A 20683-nucleotide genomic window follows, 5' to 3' on the forward strand; every position below is an offset into this window, starting at 1 on the left:
CACATTAGCTTTTTTTAATCAATTTTCAAGCGAGTTTCAACATGATATTTCTACAAAGAACATAAAATCTCAATTACAACAATCTTGTAAAAAGCAGACTATGAATGATATACCGTTATACTCTGATATAACTGAGAATGAACTTGCATTCATAAACAAAAACAAACCCAATAATGTAATAATTAATGATGAATGGATTCGATATTATCCTAAACACGAAATTGGTTCGCAGGTAATTGGGTATGTAGAAAATGACCTTAAATCAAAGCATATGCTTGTTGGAAAAAGTGGGATTGAGTTGCAATATGAAAATGATTTAAAAGGAAAACCAGGAAAAACTCTTATTTTTAAGATTGGTAATAAAAAGTTCTTCTGGAACATTCAAAACGTACAAAAAGGAAAAGATGTCCGGCTATCCTTAGACTCTAAATTGCAGCAAAAAACAGAGGAAGCATTAAGATCGCAAATTAAGAAATTACCTGATGCTAAAGGTGGTTATGCTGTAGTGAGCGATGTAAAAACTGGTGCAATTTTAACTATGGCCAACTCGGCAGTATTTAATCCAAATACATATGTATCATCTAAAAATGAAAACTTTAAATCACTTTCGCAAAATAAAACAATTCAAAAATTAAAGTATGGTGAATCTTATGTAAATATGTCCTCTACTATAAAACCTCTTACTATTTTAATTGGATTAAACGAAAAGCTTTTTCAACCTGAAGATACTTATTTAGATAAGGGTACCTTTCAGTATGATAATCAAAATAACATTTCGAATGCACCTGGAACGCCAACAGGTGAGATTACACCAAGGCAGGCTATCATTAATTCATCTAACACATTTATGACAGCAAAAGTAGCTCTGCCCTTATTCAACCAAAATAATGGGAATATAGAAAAAGTGGCACATATATGGACAGATTATTTAATGCAATTCGGCCTACGTTCTAAAACCGGGATTGATTTACCCTTTGAAGAATACGGACAATATGAATTCCATCCATCTAATACGTTTGAAAAGGGGCTCTCCGCTTTATTAAATGCCTCTTGGGGAGAAAATGAAGTGCATACCCCCCTTCAAATCGCTCAATATGCAGCAACTTTGGCAAGTAAAGGTGATAAATATAAACCTCAAATTGTAAGTGCTATTATTGGTCAAGATGGTAAAGAAACAAAAAAGTTTAAACCCCTTTTAGAAAGTTCAAATCGTTATCCTATGGAATTTTGGAGTGTCGTGCAAGGTGGAATGGGTCAGAATATAGAGGAGATTAAAAATTTACCCTTTCATGTCGCAGGTAAAACGGGTAGTACAGGTTCTCCTAATGAGCAAGAAAGAATGATAAATCATTCTCTTTTCATTTCATATGCTCCTACCGAAAATCCACAAATCGCAATTTCTGTCGTTATTCCGGGTAGTAATTCAGAAAAAAACATCGCTGCTCTCGTTACAGCAGAAGTTTTAGAGTTCTGGCATACACTTCAATAAGAAAATAAAAACAAAGAGGAAGGTTCATTAAAGTGAACCTTCCTCTTTTACCATATAGAATCTATATTTATTATTTTCCACATACCTTCATGATCCTTTTCGAACACAAATGAATATTTAATATCCGTTAAAACATATTCTTTTTGTACATACCCAGTATTACCGTTAAATGTCGATATTTTTATATATTCCTCATTCTGTACTTTTTCTGGAATCCAAGCTTTTACCATTTCATTAGTTACTTCGTATAAAACATGTGCTTCTCGTTTTGGTTCAGCTAAAATCTTCGTTTTATTTCCAGTAACAGTTGCATATATATAATGCGCCTGCTTTGGTTGGTCACTTTCTGTCAATCCACTTGGTACTTTATATATTTGCTTTGTATCATTTGCAAACTCTCCCCCCATTGTAAGAGCGACCTGCAACTCATGAAAAATATCTTCATTAAACTTCAATTCATCCTTCTTATAACTCTTCCCTTTAAATAGAACTTCCTCATTTAATGCTCTATACAAATCATTTTCATTTTTTGAATTTGTACTTTGATATAAATCATTCATAAATTGTTTCAATGATGGATCTTGAGCAGATTCATCTTTTGTTTTCGGCTCAATTTGAGTACTACTTTGTACCGGTGATTTATTATCATCAAGCCAAGGTTGTTGAACAATGAAAAATAACATTGTACAAACCAAAACAACTACAACAGGCAATGCTTTTTTTCGAAATGGTCTCTTATATGTTACAGAATCTACTTTACTATTTTGATATACCGATTGCTTTATTTTATCAATATATTCTTCTTCATCTTTCCGATGCTCCATTGGTCCTTTTTTCAATTTACTATACCAGTCAGGATTTTTTTTACTGTTCATCACTTCTACCCTCCCCTATTAGTTTTGAAACTTTACTTCTCGCTCTACTTAATCTAGATTTGACTGTTCCAATTGACACACCTAATGTTTCAGCCATTTCTTCATAAGATAATTCATATTTTGCGTCTAATATTAGTATTTCACGGTGTTTTTTAGGTAGTTTTAATACAACATCCCACACTTCATTTAGTTCCTCTTGTTTAAAAAACTGTTGTTCTGCCGAAGAAGACTGCTTGTCGTCACTAAAAAATCCCACTAAAGATATCCTTTTAAAATAAGCAGATTTTAAATAGTTTATTGCTGTATTTCTTGTGATTTTTAATATCCACGTTTTAATAGATGAATCCTTTCGAAACGAATGCCAATGTTTAAAAACCTTTATAAAGACATCTTGTGTGATATCATCTGATAAGTGTGGATCTTTTGTAATAATAAATGAATAATTCCATACATCTTGCCAATAGTCTTTAATAACATAGTCGAGCTCGTCATGATTACATTTTTCAATAAACTTCTGTCCCATTTCCACACCTCAAACTCATTTGAATAAACATAAAACTGCCCTCACTTTTAATATGGTTTCAATATATAGACATGATACAAGTTTCATTTGTTCCATACCGCTTTTTTCTATATAGCTACGCTTTCTTTATTTCCTCTTAACGTTACGTAGCTCTTCTTGCGCCCTTTGTATTTTGGTCCTGGTGCAAAAACAACGTAAAAGAGAATAAAACATATATATTCCTAACAAAATCGTATTTTATGTTACAAGTCCATCTACTATATTATTCAAGTACTTTTGTTGTCTAAGTTGCTTACTATCAGGTATGCCTTTTTCTTTTTTCAACTACTCAATTGCTATAGAATAAGCCGGATTCTTATCGATTGTTATTACACGTGGCTTCGAAACATGAAAAGGCCGCAGCGCTATATAATAAGAAAATTCCGGATTCAAACTTTCTATTTTGAGTACGTTTAATTTATAGAAAACAAATAACAACATAATTTTCTCAATAAGTAATATTCTTATTTCAATACAAAATTCTTACAATTGATGCTATACCTGTATTAAGGGGAGCGTTTTAGTTAATTAGGGAGAAAAATTATAAAAAATGATATGGGAGGAACAAAAAATGTCATTGAAAAAGAAATTAGGTGTTGGAGTGGTTTCAGCCGCTCTTGGTATGTCTTTAATTGGTGGGGGAACATATGCATATTTTAGCGATCAAGTTGTAACAAATAATACATTTGCTGCAGGTACATTGGATTTAGCTATGCAACCAACTACTTCACTTAACTTAGAAAATTTAAAACCTGGGGACAAAATATTAAAGAAATTCAATTTAAAAAATAGTGGCTCATTAGATATTAAAGATATCATGATGAAAATAGACTATACTGTAAACGACTTAAAACAAAATAATACTACAGAAGATTTCGGTAAACATATTAAAGTACAATTTCTTTGGGATTGGGATCCTGCAAAAAGCCCTGCATACGAGACAACCCTTGCAGAACTAAAATCACAAAGTTCAGAGATTGTCTCCAAAAAAGTATTTCATTCTAAGTGGACTGAAACAGGGGGGTTAAAACCTGGGAAAATGGATTGGTTTTGGATAAAGTTTGTATTTGAAGACAACGGCACAGATCAGAACGTGTTCCAAGGGGATAGTATTGCGTTAAAAATGGAGTTCCAAGCCAATCAAACAGAGGGAAAAGAAAGATAATTTCACAAAAATATCGTTGGGAAAATGTAAAACTGAGCTTGTAATTTTTTATAATTTGTCAAATTGACCATCATATTTCCATATAAAAAACCAGTGATACTAGTACATGTGTAGGATATCACTGGTTTTTTTGAGTTTAACATTTTGTATGTTTTGTAAAACTATTTTTCTTTCGGAAGTACAATTCTTTTATACAATTGAACTGTAATCAAGTAATAAATTAAGTAAATTACTACGAAAATGACAAGTGGCAACCAAATTCGAAAATACGGATCAATCAAAAGCGGACCGAACATGTTCATACCAACTAATACGTGAACAATACCCACAATTGCTGGGACTAAGAATACAAAGAATAACTCTTTATAAATCGATTGTGTTAATACCTCTCGGCGAACACCGATTTTACGAAGCATTTGATAACGCGTACAATCTTTGGATGCACCAGACAGAACTTTAAACATCAGACAACTTGCCATCATTGCTAAGAACGCAATTCCAACGAAGAAGCCCATAAACATGAGTCCGCTAGAAAGACTTTGGTTCGACTTATATGTTTGATACTTACTACCCAGTTCTTCTGCTTTCACATCTTTAAATTTAACTACATGTAATTGATCAAGTTTTTTCCATTCTTTTACATGCGAACCGAAATTATCCGCCTTACCAATGAATACTTTATTTTCTATACCTTTCATATTATCGTATATGTTTTGATTGACAATTTTCACTTCATGATTCGGATACATATACTTTGGTTGAATTGTTTGGAATGCATCGCTCCATTGTTTTGGTTTTCCATCATCTTTACCCCATTGTCTTGACAATGCAAATGCATTCATGGGGATTTTTTCTGAAACTTTCATTGTCTTCTCATTTTTTCTATCTTTTACTAAAGGACGATTATTCTCTAACTCTTCTTTTATATAATACACATACGTATCATCCACCTTGTAGCGATATTCAAGTTGCTCTTTAAATGGAATACCGTCTAGCAATTTCTTTTCTTCCACTGATGGATTATGAACTACCGAATCATAAATGGTTCCTTTATCAGTCTGTTTTAGAACATCGTTTTTAAATGCCATACCACAAGCAATTCCACCAGCTCCAAGAGCTACTAAGATTGCTACCGTTGCCAACACGTTTGTTAGACTGTTCATACGGAAGTTTAATTGCGCAAAAGTAAAAGCATTCAGCCCTTTTTCCCTACGTTTTTTATTACTATGTACCTTTTTCATCATAACGGGGAGAAGGGATCCAAATAGCATGTACGTACCAACTGTAGCTGTGATTAATCCAATAGCCATGAATGTAGGAATGCTTATTATATCTTCTCCTTGTAGCTGTGATATATAGATCAGTGATGTATAACCAATACCTAGTAAAAGTAAACCAAGGCATGCAACTACAGCTGTCATTTTCCCTTTTACTGCGACACGTTCTGTTTGTTCATCTGCATGTACAAGTTGCAAAACAGAAATACGTGACAATTTCATACTATTCATGATGGCTGATAGTACAAATAAGACAAAAAAGAAGATGCAAGTAACAGTCATAGACGGAATATAAATGCTTGATACCCCTCACCAGAAAACTCCAACTGTTTCATCAATAACTGACCGATACCGTCTGCAAGTCCCACACCAATTGTAATTCCAATCACAAGAGACGCTGCGCCTAATACGATTGTTTCAATAAACATAAGTAGTGTAACTTTATGCTTTTTTGCTCCTAACATCATATACATCCCAAACTCTTTTTGGCGAAGGGATAATAAGAAAGAATTTGCATATAAAATATAGAAGAACGTTATGATTGATAGTAAAACCGAACCAATTTGAAATGCAAATACAATAGCAGCTACATTTGAATTAGATTCAAGAAATGCTTTATTTTGTGCTAGCGTTTGGAACATATAGAAAATTGAAATAGATATAATAAGACCCAAAAGTAAGACAATATAGTCTTGCAACTTACTTTTTAGGCCTGACATAGAAAGCTTAAATAACATGATTGAACTTCCTTCCTTACGCTTTTTGTGTGCCTAAGTTTGCAAGCACGTCTAAAATTTCTTTATAGAATTCTTCACGGGTACCACCACGATGAATTTCTTTATATAACTCACCATCTTGAATGAATAAAATACGCTGACAGTAGCTTGCGCTGTAAGGATCATGCGTAACCATCATAATGGATACACCTTGCTCTTTATTTAAGCTTGTCATGGCATTAAGTAAACTCGTTGCATTTTTAGAATCTAGAGCTCCAGTCGGCTCGTCTCCCAAAATAATTGCTGGTTCATGAACTAACGCACGTGCTGCTGCGGAACGTTGCTTTTGTCCACCAGATACTTCAGAAGGATACTTTTGAAGTATCGCTGTAATGCCTAACATATCAGCTACCTTTTCTACTTTCTTTCCAATATTACGAGATGAAACACCTTGAAGTGAAAGTGGAAGTGCAATGTTCTCATAAATAGATAAGTTCTCTAATAAATTAAAGTCTTGGAAAATGAATCCTAACTTTTGTGAACGGAAATCGGAAAGCTCACCTTGTTTCATTTTCGTAATATCTGTTCCTGCAATTTCAACAACGCCGCCCGTTGCTTTATCTAACGTTGAAATTACATTTAATAATGTCGTTTTACCAGAACCAGATGGTCCCATAATTCCGACAAACTCACCCTCTTGGATTGAGAATGAAACACCTTTTAACGCGTGTGATTGGTTCTCACCTTTTTTACCGTACACTTTTTGGACGTTTTTCACGTCTACAACTGGTTTCGTCATATATATCCTCCTACCTTTGTTTTTTCATTTCTTTAAAATAAGTTGCTATTCTTATTTGCTACTAACAAAATAGTCATGTTGCATCTACCTTTTCCATAAAGCTGTCACGATGTATCCAATTGAAAGCTGTAAAGAAAATTTTATTTTAATCTCTCCACTCAACTCATCGCTTTGAATACATACATGATAAACTATAAAAATTAGGAAACACCCTGTAAAATCCTTAAGAATTCTTAAGTTTTAAAAAAAAAAGCTTATGGAACCTGTAATTCCATAAGCCAGTCTATTTGATTGGATGTTCAACAATAAAAGACATCCAGCCATCATTATATTCTGCATGTATATTACCATCATGAAGTTCAACAATTCTTTTTGAAATAGCAAGCCCCAAACCATTTCCCTGGTCATCTTTTCTTGCCTTATCCCCCCTGAAAAACCTTTCAAATAATTTATTTGGATCGCTCACAGGCGGTTTCTCGACTTTATTTGACACTTTCAAAATTGCTTTGTTATCCATTAATTCAAGACATACGGATAATTCAGATGGTTTCATGCTGTACTTTATCGCATTCATAAACAGATTTTCATAAACACGTACCATTTTTTCTACATCTATGAAGATAGGTATTGTTTCTTGTGTAATTGATTTTTGAACGATTAAGCGTTCCTTTTCAAATATAGGAATGTATTCTCCAACTATTTGCTCCAACAAACCTGATAAATCGACTTCATTTAAGTTTAAATTAGCATCAACGCCTGATAAACGAGTATATTCAAACAGCTCACTAATTAAATATTTCAGTCTCTGTGACTTTGAATACGTGGTTTCAAGGTATTCCTGTAATTGTGTGTTACTGTTGTATTGCCCTCTTTTTAATAAATCTATATAGCCGATAATAGATGTTAACGGTGTGCGTAAATCATGAGATACGTTCGTTATAAGTTCATTTTTTGTACGTTCTAATCGTCTTTCTTGTTCAAATGTATTTTCCAATTCCTTGGACATATAGTTGATATTTTGAGCAAGTTGGGTCAATTCGTCCTTCCCCTTAATCCCAATTGTCAAACCCAATTTTCCATTGGCAATATCATTTACATTATCCGAAATGAGCTTCAAATATACTATTTTCTTTCGAACCAATATCAAAAAAAGGATTATAAAAGTAAAGATTGCAAACGCGAATAAGAACAACATTGAGACATTGAATTCAAACATACCCCAATGCTCATATTTTCTAAATAATGGATCTATAATGAATAGAAAAGTGAGGATCGTAAAACCAAATGAGATAAAAAAACTAACTGCAACAGCACCAAGAAGTTTTATAATGATCTTATTTCTAAAACTAACATTCTTCATATTTTATATCCAATTCCCCACACAGTTTTAATATAAATGGGGTGTTTAGAATCCTCTTCTATTTTGTCTCTTATTTTTGTAATATGCACCATGACAGTATTGTCTGATTTATAAAAAACCTCTTCCCAAACTGCTTCATATATTTTTGCTACACTCAGGACAATCCCTTTGTTGCGGGCAAGTAGTTCGAGAATAGCAAACTCTTTTGGAGTTAACCTTGTTTCTTTTCCTCTTATCCATACTTGACGTGTATCTGTATTCACAGTTAAGTCACCAATTTCTAGAATACTTTTATTATATTCTATTGATGAATTGTATTTTTTAAACCTTCTTAATTTGGATTTTACCCTAGCGATTAATTCCAATGGGTTAAACGGTTTTGATAAATAATCGTCTGCACCAGAGGCTAGACCCTGAATTTTGTCTATATCCTCAGATTTTGCAGATAGCATGATGATAGGTATATTGCGGTCTTCCCTAATCTTCATACACGCTTCAATACCATCCATATTAGGCATCATAATATCTAAAATAATCAAATCAAACTCCTTTTCTTCTAACAGTTGTAAAGCTTCCATAGCATCTTCTGCCTTTTGAGTTTTCAGACCTTCATTTTCCAAATAAACAGAGATAAGATTTCTAATTTCTTTATCATCATCGACAATAAGAATTTTTGACTCCATAGGATTCCCCCATATTTTTTCTCGTATTAAACAGCTAAAGACATAAGCAGGTGAGACATTTTTATCTTCTCTTTATTGTAAACTTGCAAACGAAAAACAAGAAATAACATAATAGATATAAGTCGTATCGTTCCCCTAATATATTTTTCAAAATTTACTGCTGAAGCATATATACAGAGATAAGAAAGCTAATTGTTTTCATAGCTAATCATCCCACAGATTTGAACTCATTATCATACTCTAGAGTCCAAACCTTAAGAAAAAGGGGCAAAAGTTCTTAAGAATTCTTAAGCTTTCTACAGCATTTTGTCATAAGAATTTTTTAATATTACTGTTTAAGAAGTCTAAACTTTATTTTTTATAATGACGATTTATCAACATTTATTCTGGGAATTTTAGTTTAGAGATTCATGTTTTTGTACAATCTTAGATGTATGTAAAAAGATAAGAAAGTCTAAACTTTTACTTTTGGTTAGTAATTAAGACATAAAATTCTAAACTGAAATTTGCTACACTACAAAAATTATCCTTAGAAATACTTAATGTTTTGAATGCATCAAACTTTTTGCTTTTAAATATAGAATCACTCTTCTTAAACACTCACTCGCCGCAATAAAGCAAAAAACACCATTTGTTACTAAACCTAGCGCATACTGACTTGAACCTTTAAAAATATACGCTACGATAAAACGTAAAATAAATACAACAATCCATATACCTAAGGCGATATAAGAATTTTTAGTATAAACCTTCCCATTATTTTTATCAATTCGTATTATAGTTGTAGAACCACGCACAGCTCCTACAATTCCTCCAAGAGCAAGTAATACTACAAATAGACCTGTTTCTATTAATGTGAGATTGTTAAATACATGGGTAAATGTATAGTATGCGATCAAAACAGGAGCAATCCACATTCGTTGAACTTTCAATTCTCTTTCTTTTAGTTGAAGGAGAATTATAAGAATTAAAATAATAAGACCAGTTGTATTGTCCATGCTATACTCTCTTTCTTTTTTATTATGATCTGTTTAATTTCAATTAGAAAAACACTATGTTAATTTAAAATTTTATTCTTTTTACTACATACAGCAGCGATCACTTTACAATTTTTTTTCGAATTGCCATTACAGCTGCTTGTGTACGATCTGTTACATCTAGTTTTTGTAGAATATTGTGGACGTGAGTTTTGACTGTCCCTTCGGAAACATAAAGGATTTTAGCTATTTCATGGTTTTGTTTTCCATAAGCTAATAATTGTAAAACATCAATCTCCCGCTTAGTTAGAGTTTCCGTATATTCAAGTACTTCGCCAACTAAATTATAATCATTATTATCGTGTTTTATAAATTGTGTAAAAGCTTGATTTGCTGTCGTGCTATTATAAATCATTGCCCCTCTATGCATATATCGAATACTATCTAGCATTTCCTCCGTTTCAGTATCTTTTAATATATAACCCACTGCACCAGCTCGAATACCATCTAACACATATTGTTGTACATCAAAGGTTGTTAATAGGACAACCTTTGTGTTTGGTAATATACTCATAATGTTTTTAGTAGCCATAATGCCTGATAAGTCAGGCATTTGAATGTCCATAATTACCATATCTGGTGCAGTTTCTAAAGCCACTTTAATTGCTTCCTTACCGTCTTTACATTCCCCAACTATCTCCATGTCATCTTGCATTTCAATTATATAGCATAGGCCTTTTCGAACAAATGGTTCATCATCAGCTAGCACAATACGAATCTTTTCTGTCATACTTCTCCTCCATTTTGCTGAATTGGAATAGTGGCTTCAACTCGAAGTCCTTTTGGTTCATTTAGAATAAAGGAACAATTACCTCCAACTGATTTACAGCGTTTTATCATACCATTGAGTCCAAAGCCATATTGTAATGGCTTATCCCCTGTATATATACCATTATCATCAATTGTAAGTTTTACTACTCCATTTATTTCTGTTACGTTTACAATGACAGAATCTGCATAAGAATGTCGTAAGACGTTTGTTAAAGACTCTTGTAAGATCCGGTAAAGAATTGTACTTTCCTCTATCGTCCACTCTGTTATATTTCCATCTTGAATGAACTCAATTTGTAATAAAGAATTCGCTTGAACCTGTGAAATCAATCCTTTTAATGAAGTAAGCCCGAGATCTTTTTCATCACTTGTCCATTCTCTAACAGCAACTCGGATTTCTTCCATTCCTTTTCGTGCCACCTTTAAAAGTTCTTCAACATGATCTTGGGCAGCAACAGGATCTTTCCTTAACATAATCTTGAGAGCCTGTAATTGAATAATAAGTGAGGTCATTTGATGTCCAAGTCCATCATGAATCTCTCTTGCTAATTTTGTTCTTTCCGTAAAAGCTGCATAGCGCATAGAAAATACCGTTGTTTCTTGTAGTTCAGCATGTGCTTCGTCTAATTCTTTTAGTTGTTTTTGATTTTTTTGATATGCGTCTCTTAGCTTGGATGTACTTCGGATCGAGACATAGAGGCCAATAATAATTAATGTTTCTTGATAAGGAAACGTATTCGCATGTATAAATAGAATAATAACTATCCCCGTTATAGCAGCTAAAATTGTCGTTACTCGTGTCCACTTGGGTTCTGCAGCGGCAAGAAAAACTAAGAGTGGCCATAAAGCATAATTTGGAAAATTCGGATGAGAAAAATATAATACACATGATATGCTTATTAATATACTCGTAAACAAAGTGTACTTCCTTGCATTCCACCAAGATTTTGGTGAATACAACATCCATAGATAAACTGTTACAAAAACGCTACAAACCCATATTGCAAAGGTACCATGAGGTGCGAAACCTTTATAAAAAAATACACATATTAAGATGCTTCCTATCGCATTTCCTGCATGACTATCCATCATTTTTAAAAATACTTTTTCCATGTACTTATTCCCTCGCAAACTCACTGTTTAGTTTTTATATTTCTTGGCTATAGATAAATATCCATTTCTTGATTTAAGGGCTGGAAATTTACAACTCACAATTATAATAGTTCATAGTTGAGTTAAATCCCTTTAATGCATATCATCTAAAATCTGAAATTAAAAGAATAATGAAGTAGTTATTATAGTGTGTTTGCTTTACCTACTTCATTATACAAAAGAAGTTGTTTTCTTAACCTTTTTCTTTAATTTTCTTTTAGATTTTTTCTATATCTTTGTATCCTAATCACAATTCCAATAGTACGAATAACTACCATCGCAATTGTAAAAAATACAAAAGCAGGAGCTATAACATTAAAATCCAATTGATTCGATACCATGAAATCTACAAATTGTTTTGGATACCAGTCTGTCGCTACATAAGCTAATACGACACGCCATCCAAGTCCAATAATCCATAAACATAAATAAGGAATACCAGCAGTTACGTACGCTTTATTGTCAGAACCATAATCTACTTTCACTGTAAAAAGCATTAGCCCTCCCATGATCATGCCGACCATTGTCATGATTATGAGTGCGGTCATATTTGAACCTGAGGTAGGTATTTCCTCGACGAATAAATAAACACTTATACCACAAAGAATAAATGGCAATACAGCCTTTGTGGTCGTAAATTCTTTTCTTCCGATTTGTGTTACTAATACAATTGTTAAAAATGCGCCAATCATTATCCAAGCTTGAGTATTCAAATTAAAACCCCCATAAAGTATACATTTATTGTTTATTTGCTTACTTACTGGAGGATTGTAACATCCCTACTATTTTAGAACATCTATCTGAAAGATGATTTTTTGAATACCCTCTATCTATAGATAGAGTTTTTTATGATTCTTGTGTAAAAAAAGCCACTTGAATATATATAACTGGATATATGAGACAGCAGCATACCTTCATTAACCGAAATATTTTAACCAAAATCTAATTATTATTACGGTAATTACACAAAAACACCCAAGAATTATTAAAGTTAACCTCCTACAGTACAACGGACGAAAATCTCATCGATATGAGAAAAAGACAGTCTTTGATATTTGGGGTGTTATATATATGAGTATACTACTTCTACTCATCAGGTATCATAGTAAAAAAGTTGCGGCTCGTCAGGGTTTATTTGATATGCCGACTTTTATAAAATCCATAAAAGATAATAAAAAAACACATGGAAAGAACGCATTTTGTATAAAAATATACCTTAAGTTTATGGATGTGTGGCAGGACCCCATGCCCATTAACTTAAGAATATAAACTACGCCAAAGTACCAAAAAACGTTATTCTTTCTAAATAAGCTAGATTAGAAAGAATAACGTTTTTTTATGAATCCCATGTTTCAAGATGAATTACAACTATTTGACAAAGAATTATAAAGAGAAATTACACATGCATTTTCAAAAAACTTGCAAGAAAAATCGAATTTTACAAATGTTTTTGAAATATATGCAACAGAACTCTTTTTTTATAAGTCAACTTCATTTATTCCTATGCTATATACGATTATCATGCCAGAAGTTTATTGGAAAATGATTATTCTCATCATACGCTTCAAATTCATATCCCTTTTCTTTTAATCCTTTTATAATTGCTGGTATTGCTGCAATAGATTGTGGATGAATATCATGCATTAAAATAATCTCTTTGGACTTTGTTGCACCTGTAATTACACTTTCAGCAATTTTTGCCGCAGCAGCATCCACTGGCATGTTACCATATCTCCAGTCTGAAGTATCTATCGTCCAATCCCAAACTCTTAAACCACTTTCTACAACCTTATTTCGAAGTGCTTCATTTAATCCAGGCGAAGAACCATATGGAGGGCGTGTTAGTTTTGGCGATTCACCAATAATATTTGCTATTAACCCCTGGTCTTCTTTCATTTCATTGACATATTCGCCATTTGTATATAACTTCTTGGAATTGTGTGTCATACTATGCATACCTACATAGTGCCCTTCTGCTTTTTCACGTTTTACTAAATCGGGATACTGCTTTACATTTGCACCAATTAAGAAAAAAGTTGCTTTCGTATCATTTTGTTTTAATATATTTAACAATTCAGCTGTATATTTTCCTGGACCATCATCAAATGTAAGATAAGCAATTTTCCTCACTTGACCATTAAATTGATCTGGTGCAGCCTTATTCATCTTCACCTTCGACTGTTCACCTGCAAGATGTACTGCATTCACTTGGCTGGCTACTGCTCTAGCAGGTGAAGTAATTGATTGAAACATAAAATACCCAATTGCGATTGCAATAATGGCCACTATTGTGACTATTATTCTTTTTACATTTAATACATTTCCCATTCTATGAAATTCCTTTCTTTAATAGCATTTCTCTATAATACTTCTATTCATATTTAAATATATTCAATTTTTTCGTTCCTACAAGTACATATTAATAAACTATATGAATGGATAGCATCAACATTTTGTGCGCTCTGTACGCTAAGGATGTAACCCTTGATTTAACAGAGATTCTAATCCTTCTATTCCACCTACTACAAAAAAACGAGCGGAAATCTCATCGATATGAGAAAAAAACAATCTTGGATATTCATAGGTGTTGTCTATGAGTATAGTGAACTTAGAAAACAAAAGAAGGCTGCATAATCTTTAAAAACGATACCTATTTAGGCTTATTTGGCATGCTCATCTTTAAGGATAAGAAGTGTTTTAAGAGTGTTGTAGTTTATTTGAACGAAAATTGATTTTGTTTCTGTTCTTAAAACCAAAAGTAATTCACCGTTTTTTAACATTAAAAAGAGAGGGTCATGTGCTTCTTATGAATATGCATTAAAAATAAGAGTTGTCTTTATTTTCCGCTAAAGAAAGAACCGATTTCGTGCATAAAACGTGTAAACCAATTAGCTTGTTCTACTTCAGATTTTGTTACAAGGTCTACTTGTAATGATTTACCTGATAAGAATCCAGGATCTGTACTATCATTAGGCGCTATAATCATTTGACTAATTGTTACACCTTTTTTAATAGGCGCTTCTTGTTCTTTATTCAATACTTTAAATTCTTTTTTATAAACGTCTATGCTACCCTTTGGCATCGGAAGTGAAACATCTTGCTTTATTTGAACAGCTACATCTTTATCTTTTGCATTTTCTACCCGCACTGTTTCATGCCCTTTTACTGCTGAATCTTTTTCATAGGCCTTCTTCACTTTAAAATTCGCAAATCCATAATCATATAATTTCTTTGTTTCATCAAAACGTGCTGTATGAGATTTTGTTTTAATCACTACAGAGATAAGACGCATACCGTTTCTTTCTACTGTGCCAGTGAAACAGTCCCCGGCTTCTGGAGTTGTTCCTGTTTTCAAGCCATCTACACCTTCGTATTGCTTAATTAAACTTTTTAACATCCAGTTCGAGTTCGCCATATCAATTGGATACTTGCCGCTCTTTTGGAATGTTTTTTTCGGAACTTTTGCTGTTTCTAATATTTGCGGAAAATCTTGAATTAGACGTTGTGCTAAAATTGCACAATCTCTTGCAGACATTTTATTTTTGTCATCTGGAGTTGTCCCTTCAGGATGCTGTCCTTTTAAGTCAATGTTCGTTAAGCCTGTAGAGTTTACAAATTTATAATTTTTCAATCCAAATTCTTTCGACTTATCGTTCATCATTTTTACGAAATTGACTTCTTTTCCAGCAATTGCTTCAGCTAAAGCAATTGTCGCACCATTGGCAGAGCAAATTGCCATTGCCTCGTATAGTTCTCTTACCGTATAATAACCACCGTTTTCTAGGGGCACATTTGATAATGAGCGATCTTGTGAAACTTCGTGTGCGTATTTAGAAACTTTAATTTTCTGATCCCACTTAAGCTTCCCTTTAGCTATAGCTTCACTAACTAAGTACTCACTCATCATTTTTGTCATACTAGCAATCGCTAATAGTTCATCCGCATTTTTTTGATACAAAATTTTCCCGGAATCTGCTTCTACTAATATTGCTGCACCTGCTTCAATATTTAAAGCAGATCCTGTTTCTGCTGATACACTTACATATGTAACAAACATGCTAAAAAATAGTGTAAGCACAGTTACTATTGCAATGAATCTCTTGCAAAACATACCTTTCACTTCTGTTTCCTCCAATATCTTGTACTCAAAAAACGTTATTCTAACATAATCCGCCCCAAAATAGACAGTGTTATTAAATCCTAAATACATATAAGATATTAGAACCATTTTTAAATAAACCATCTCATCTCAATCTTATAGGCGCTAACACGAATCAGTTAGTCTCCTTCAGTTTTATCACCTTAACGAATAGTGGTCCCTGCAAATACTTCAAGAGTCATACCGATATCCACATATTTTTTATGGTTAGTGAATATTCAACTCAGTCACCTTTCGTAAAGGTTATAAATTTATCAAGTTTGTCAATTGAAATTTACTTTAGTACTACTCCTGCAGCCAAAAACATATAAGTGAAAACGCTCATTAAATCGAACAGGCGCTTACCAATTTGTAGGGTATCGGTATCAATAGTATAGGCCCCCATTCTAGCGACAAACTTTTTTGCGTTTATCTGAAATGATTCACCTATAAAAGTTCTACACTTGTAAGACTAACACTCTTTATTTCCACACACATCCCTATTTTTAATACCCTCTCTCCTTTCGAAATAGTCCGTAATGTCATATTTTTCAGGGTTACACTTAATAGACAATCCAAGTAATACATTTGTTCCACATTTACAAAAAAATCAAACCAGTGTGCACCGCATATTGTGGTACCCTATTAAAGAAAAGGTATATAAAATTTATCAAATCCATATGAGAATAGTTTCTTAGTTTCAATAAAACGCTGAGAACCATTACTATTTCCCATTACAACAGAAAGCATCCTTTTACCATCTTGTTTTGCTGTTCCTGCAAAATAGTAACCTACTGTATCTTTAAATCCAGTTTTTAATCCATAAACCTCTTGAAAATATAATATTCTATTAGGGGTCACCATATCATTGCTAGAAAATTGTAGGTTTAGACACAAAAAACAAGTGTATAAATTTAGATAATAGTTATAATTTCAAAAGTGGATCAGATTTTTTATTATGACTAAAAAATCTGATCCACTTATTTTTGTCCTTAAAAATAATCATATTTGAAAAAATTAATAACTGAACTTTCATTCATCGTTCAATATACTTTTACTTTTTCTGTTCTATATGGATATATTTGTTTATTTTTCTGTAATATTTACAAAATTAACGGCTCCCTTGTCCTTAGTTCCTAAAACCATATTCACTTTATCTATTTCCTTACTTAATTCTGGTGCTTTCCCTTGATTGACTAAATTAAGATTCCCAAAAGATTTATTAAAAGATAGAATCTGTCTAGTTTTTTCTTTCCCATTTATTTCTTTAAATAATGTATCATCTACAATTAATAGGATTTCGTTGGATCCACCACGATGTGGAGATACCCATACATCCCCTTTGTATTGAACATTCATTTTTTTGTTATCGAATGTTAATTCTTTTAAGTCTTTATATTCTTTATTTGCAAATATGATAGTTTCATTTTTCCCTATTTTCGGTAACGAATCGAGAGGGTCTGAAGATAGGAGCCCCTCGTTATTATCCCTTTCACGTATAAATCCCTTTTTATTCATTTTTTCAGCAGTTGTTCTACTAATAAATAGTAAATTACTAGTAGCAGTATCAATAAGATCCCCAAAATTAGTCGGTAGCTTTATGTCGAGCTTGTTATTATCTATCGTCCCTTCTTTTAATTGATATAGGTCTTGTGAGCTTGTTATATCTTTGTATGAGTCAATTATAGAGCTTCTTGTTTGTTCGTTTATCGCTCCTACTTCTATTGAAATTCCATTTGCTGGAGAGTCTTTTGTACCAAATAATGAATATGCTCCTAACATGGTAATTGAAATACCAGCTACTATTAATAATCCAATTCTTTTTTTCAACCTATATTCTCCTTCATTTAATTATATTTAAATTAAAAAATCGTTTTATACATTTTTTTCAAATATTGAGCACGAACAAAGTAAAAATATATAATTTGTAAAACTAAGAAACAAACCAATACTATAACGGAACTACCCAAGACTGAAAAATCAGCTAACTTTTGCAAGGCCATAAAAGCTACGGCACTATGTGTAATTGCTATTACAATGGGTAAAAAGAATAGTAATGCAAGTTGACGTGTCACAATTTTCTTTAATTCAGGTTTACTTAAACCAACTTTTGCTATCATTTTATATTGCTGCTGATTTCGTTCTAAGTCTGTGTATAATCGGAAATATAAAAAGCTTGCAGCAAACGTAAAGAAAACAATACCTATTAATACACTCATGATAGATGCAAGTCCAAAACCTTGCTTCATAGCTATCCATGTAAAAATTAAAGTCGAAAATTGATATGATTCGTTATATACCCTAGGATCATTTATATCTTTATTCCCTTTCTGTAAGGAAGCCAAGATTTTTTCAGCAACTTTTTTTGTTTTCTCCCAATCTTTCACAACAAAACCATTGATAGTGAATTGACCGTATTGATTCTCTGGATCCACAATCATTTGATTATATACAGAATCCGGAATAATAATTGTCGTTATGTTTGTATCTTGTAGTTCTTTTGGTGTTAGTAGTTTATATACATGCATAGCTTTTTTTATATTTCCATGCAACAATTGAAAGTTATTTTGAGTAGATTTTGTATTAGCAAATTTTCTTGATGGTATTACAAGACTATCATTTTCATCTTTTAAGCTTTCTTTTTCAAAACCAAATGCCTCAGCTAACTTATTATAATCACTTATTTTTATAACACTTAATAAAACATTACTGTTATAAATGGTATCCGAAATTTGTTTGATTGAATAAGTCACCCGTTCGAAATTAAACCCGCCATCATTGAGTTCACTTTCAATCCTTTTTATATGTTCTTTTTCTAAATTGTTATTATTATAAGACCGATAAGAAAATGCAAAAGGGCTATCCGATTCAGCCATGGATGAGTTACCTAACCCCATACAAGTCCCCACTGCAGTGAAGGCAACAGCAGAAATAATAGTTACCATAAAAAACATTTTTGCATTATCTTTTAATTGATACACTAAATCTGAGATGGTGAGTATGTTTGTTTTCTTAAAGAAAATATTTTCCCTTTTCTTTAATACACGTAACACATACACACTTAGTTGTGTAAATAAGAAGTACGTTCCAAGTACAACAAAGCTCACCCCTGTCGCCATCATGAATAATACATATTTCACATCCTTGTAATGAATTGCGTTAACACTATGGAAAACAGCTGTATACCCTAATCCAATACAAATTAGTGCGAACAAAGATAGCCAAAGGGATGCTTTTGGTTCAGGCTTTGGCTTTTCTTCTGCTTTTATTAATTCTACTAATTGCTCTACATTTACTAGTCGAGAAGTAAAAAGTGAAATAAATAAAAATAGTAATAAGAATGCTCCAAATGTTATCCCAATTGCTTTAAATGGCATGTAAAACGGGAGTCCTTTATCAATCATTAACAGATTGTTGCTCATAATTAAGATAAACTTAGAGAACGCCATTCCAATTGTAATTCCTGTTAAAATAGAAGCGGTACCAATTATTAAATTTTCAATAAATACTAATTTATTCAACTGTGAACGCGACATCCCATGTAGCATTAGAATTCCAAAATCTTTTTTTCTTGTTTTTAAAAATGCACTTACAGAATATAAGATAAAGAAGAATGAGAAGAACAATATTAACCCCTGCGATATCTGTAATCCTGACTTTGCAAATGTATTGATTATTATACTTGCAGCAAGATCCCCTTGTAAATTAGGATGAAATGCAAGTAATGCATAAGTAAAGAAAATCATAATAGCAAACGTACTACTTAAAAAATGAGCCAAATATGTTCGTTTACTTCGAATGACGTTATTAAATGCGAACTGTCGAAAAGTCATTTGCATTTCCTCCTAATAATGCTAAAACCTCTAGAATTTTTTGATAAAATACTTTGCGATTATCTCCACAATAAATCTCATTGTATAACTGTCCATCTTTGATAAACACAATTCGATCACAATAACTTGCAGCCATTGCATCATGTGTCACTAACATCATCGTTGTGCTATTTTCTTTATTAAGCTTTGTCAATAATTCCATCACATCACTAGCAGATTTTGAATCCAGATTTCCTGTAGGTTCATCCGCAAGTAATAATTTCGGATTATGAATAGTAGCTCGTGCGATAGCTGTTCTTTGTGCTTGCCCACCAGAGATTTCATACGTACGTTTATCTAATATTTCAGTTATCCCTAGTTTTTCAGCAATAGCTTCCACTTTACCTTCCATTTCTCTAGGGCTTACACCATCAAGCGTAAGTGGAAGAACAATATTTTCTTTCACTGTCAATGTATTAAGGAGATTAAATGATTGAAAAACAAACCCTAATTCACGTCTTCGAAATAAAGACAACTGATCTGGAGATAACAGATATGGGTTTTCTCCATGAATTAATACTTCTCCTGATGTTGGAGCATCTATAGTAGAAACCATATTTAATAGCGTTGTTTTACCACTCCCAGATGGTCCCATAATTCCTACAAATTCACCTTTGTTTATTTTTAAATCAATATGGGATAATGCTGTATAAGAAATTTTCCCAGAATAAACTTTCCCTAAATCTGAAACATGTAGTATCTCCACAAGTATTTCACCTTCCATTTCTCTTTTCGATACATGAAGTGTAACTTATATATAGTATGTCTCATATCGATTTCCCTAACA

General features: G+C 32.5%; 17 protein-coding genes and 3 pseudogenes. 3 read left to right on the forward strand and 17 right to left on the reverse strand.

Annotated features, from left to right (window positions below; translation table 11 throughout):
• Positions 1–1489: peptidoglycan D,D-transpeptidase FtsI family protein (locus ACODS7_RS08025; RefSeq protein ID WP_488826358.1), on the forward strand; the 1489-nt coding region annotated here is incomplete at its 5' end.
• 47 nt (positions 1490–1536) lie between these two features.
• On the opposite strand, the gene ACODS7_RS08030 is transcribed toward ACODS7_RS08025, so the two are convergent.
• The 3 genes and pseudogenes from ACODS7_RS08030 to ACODS7_RS08040 all read right to left on the reverse strand — a co-directional run.
• Positions 1537–2364: an SH3 domain-containing protein gene (locus ACODS7_RS08030; RefSeq protein WP_243168945.1), complete on the reverse strand. Its 828-nt coding sequence runs from the start codon at positions 2362–2364 to the stop codon at positions 1537–1539.
• Positions 2354–2887 (reverse strand): RNA polymerase sigma factor, encoded by a 534-nt coding sequence (locus ACODS7_RS08035; RefSeq protein WP_000529862.1) that lies wholly within the window; start codon positions 2885–2887, stop codon positions 2354–2356. The genes ACODS7_RS08030 and ACODS7_RS08035 overlap by 11 nt, the downstream gene beginning before the upstream one ends.
• 252 nt (positions 2888–3139) lie before the next feature.
• Positions 3140–3292, reverse strand: a pseudogene (locus ACODS7_RS08040) (IS6 family transposase); the annotation flags it as partial.
• A gap of 205 nt (positions 3293–3497) precedes the next feature.
• On the opposite strand from ACODS7_RS08040, the gene ACODS7_RS08045 reads away from it, so the two are divergent.
• Positions 3498–4091 (forward strand): TasA family protein, encoded by a 594-nt coding sequence (locus tag ACODS7_RS08045; protein WP_000053759.1) that lies wholly within the window; start codon positions 3498–3500, stop codon positions 4089–4091.
• 161 nt (positions 4092–4252) lie between these two features.
• Here the strand turns inward: ACODS7_RS08045 and ACODS7_RS08050 are convergent.
• The 9 genes and pseudogenes from ACODS7_RS08050 to ACODS7_RS08090 all read right to left on the reverse strand — a co-directional run bounded on the left by ACODS7_RS08050 (position 4253) and on the right by ACODS7_RS08090 (position 14214).
• Positions 4253–6105, reverse strand: a pseudogene (locus tag ACODS7_RS08050) (FtsX-like permease family protein).
• A 16-nt stretch (positions 6106–6121) separates the two neighbouring features.
• The gene (locus ACODS7_RS08055; RefSeq protein ID WP_029442766.1) at positions 6122–6883 is read right to left on the reverse strand and encodes an ABC transporter ATP-binding protein; all 762 of its coding nucleotides are present in this window, start codon (positions 6881–6883) and stop codon (positions 6122–6124) included.
• 283 nt (positions 6884–7166) lie between these two features.
• A complete protein-coding gene (locus tag ACODS7_RS08060; RefSeq protein WP_098365995.1) occupies positions 7167–8243 on the reverse strand; it encodes a sensor histidine kinase in 1077 nt (358 codons plus the stop codon).
• Positions 8240–8926 carry a response regulator transcription factor gene (locus ACODS7_RS08065; RefSeq protein WP_243168946.1) on the reverse strand — a complete coding sequence of 229 codons (687 nt, stop codon included), beginning with the start codon at positions 8924–8926 and terminating at the stop codon, positions 8240–8242. The genes ACODS7_RS08060 and ACODS7_RS08065 overlap by 4 nt, the downstream gene beginning before the upstream one ends.
• Positions 8927–9465: 539 nt before the next feature.
• Positions 9466–9924: a CcdC protein domain-containing protein gene (locus tag ACODS7_RS08070; protein ID WP_029442769.1), complete on the reverse strand. Its 459-nt coding sequence runs from the start codon at positions 9922–9924 to the stop codon at positions 9466–9468.
• A 100-nt stretch (positions 9925–10024) separates the two neighbouring features.
• Positions 10025–10693, reverse strand: coding sequence for a response regulator (locus tag ACODS7_RS08075; protein WP_098629674.1), 669 nt, complete (start codon positions 10691–10693; stop codon positions 10025–10027).
• Complete coding sequence (locus ACODS7_RS08080; RefSeq protein ID WP_029442771.1) at positions 10690–11847, reverse strand: sensor histidine kinase; 1158 nt, start codon at positions 11845–11847, stop codon at positions 10690–10692. Before ACODS7_RS08080 ends, ACODS7_RS08075 begins: the two co-directional genes overlap by 4 nt.
• Before the next feature lie 245 nt (positions 11848–12092).
• Entirely contained in the window at positions 12093–12599 is a 507-nt protein-coding gene (locus ACODS7_RS08085; protein WP_029442772.1) for a hypothetical protein, read from the reverse strand.
• 793 nt (positions 12600–13392) lie between these two features.
• The gene (locus ACODS7_RS08090; RefSeq protein ID WP_029442773.1) at positions 13393–14214 is read right to left on the reverse strand and encodes a peptidoglycan-N-acetylglucosamine deacetylase; all 822 of its coding nucleotides are present in this window, start codon (positions 14212–14214) and stop codon (positions 13393–13395) included.
• 152 nt (positions 14215–14366) lie between these two features.
• On the opposite strand from ACODS7_RS08090, the pseudogene ACODS7_RS08095 reads away from it, so the two are divergent.
• A pseudogene (locus ACODS7_RS08095) lies at positions 14367–14520 on the forward strand (IS4 family transposase); the annotation flags it as partial.
• A gap of 202 nt (positions 14521–14722) precedes the next feature.
• On the opposite strand, the gene ACODS7_RS08100 reads toward ACODS7_RS08095, so the two are convergent.
• The 5 genes from ACODS7_RS08100 to ACODS7_RS08120 form a co-directional block, all read right to left on the reverse strand.
• Positions 14723–16006, reverse strand: coding sequence for a D-alanyl-D-alanine carboxypeptidase family protein (locus ACODS7_RS08100; RefSeq protein ID WP_098365991.1), 1284 nt, complete (start codon positions 16004–16006; stop codon positions 14723–14725).
• A 663-nt stretch (positions 16007–16669) separates the two neighbouring features.
• Positions 16670–16885: a hypothetical protein gene (locus tag ACODS7_RS08105; protein ID WP_488826364.1), complete on the reverse strand. Its 216-nt coding sequence runs from the start codon at positions 16883–16885 to the stop codon at positions 16670–16672.
• Between the two features lie 225 nt (positions 16886–17110).
• A complete protein-coding gene (locus ACODS7_RS08110) occupies positions 17111–17854 on the reverse strand; it encodes a lipoprotein BA_5634 family protein (protein ID WP_029442776.1) in 744 nt (247 codons plus the stop codon).
• Positions 17855–17886: 32 nt separating this feature from the next.
• Positions 17887–19857: an FtsX-like permease family protein gene (locus ACODS7_RS08115; RefSeq protein WP_029442777.1), complete on the reverse strand. Its 1971-nt coding sequence runs from the start codon at positions 19855–19857 to the stop codon at positions 17887–17889.
• Complete coding sequence (locus tag ACODS7_RS08120) at positions 19832–20602, reverse strand: ABC transporter ATP-binding protein (RefSeq protein ID WP_002104182.1); 771 nt, start codon at positions 20600–20602, stop codon at positions 19832–19834. Before ACODS7_RS08120 ends, ACODS7_RS08115 begins: the two co-directional genes overlap by 26 nt.
• Positions 20603–20683 lie beyond the last annotated feature (81 nt).

It is taken from the genome of Bacillus sp. FG16 (assembly GCF_057809515.1).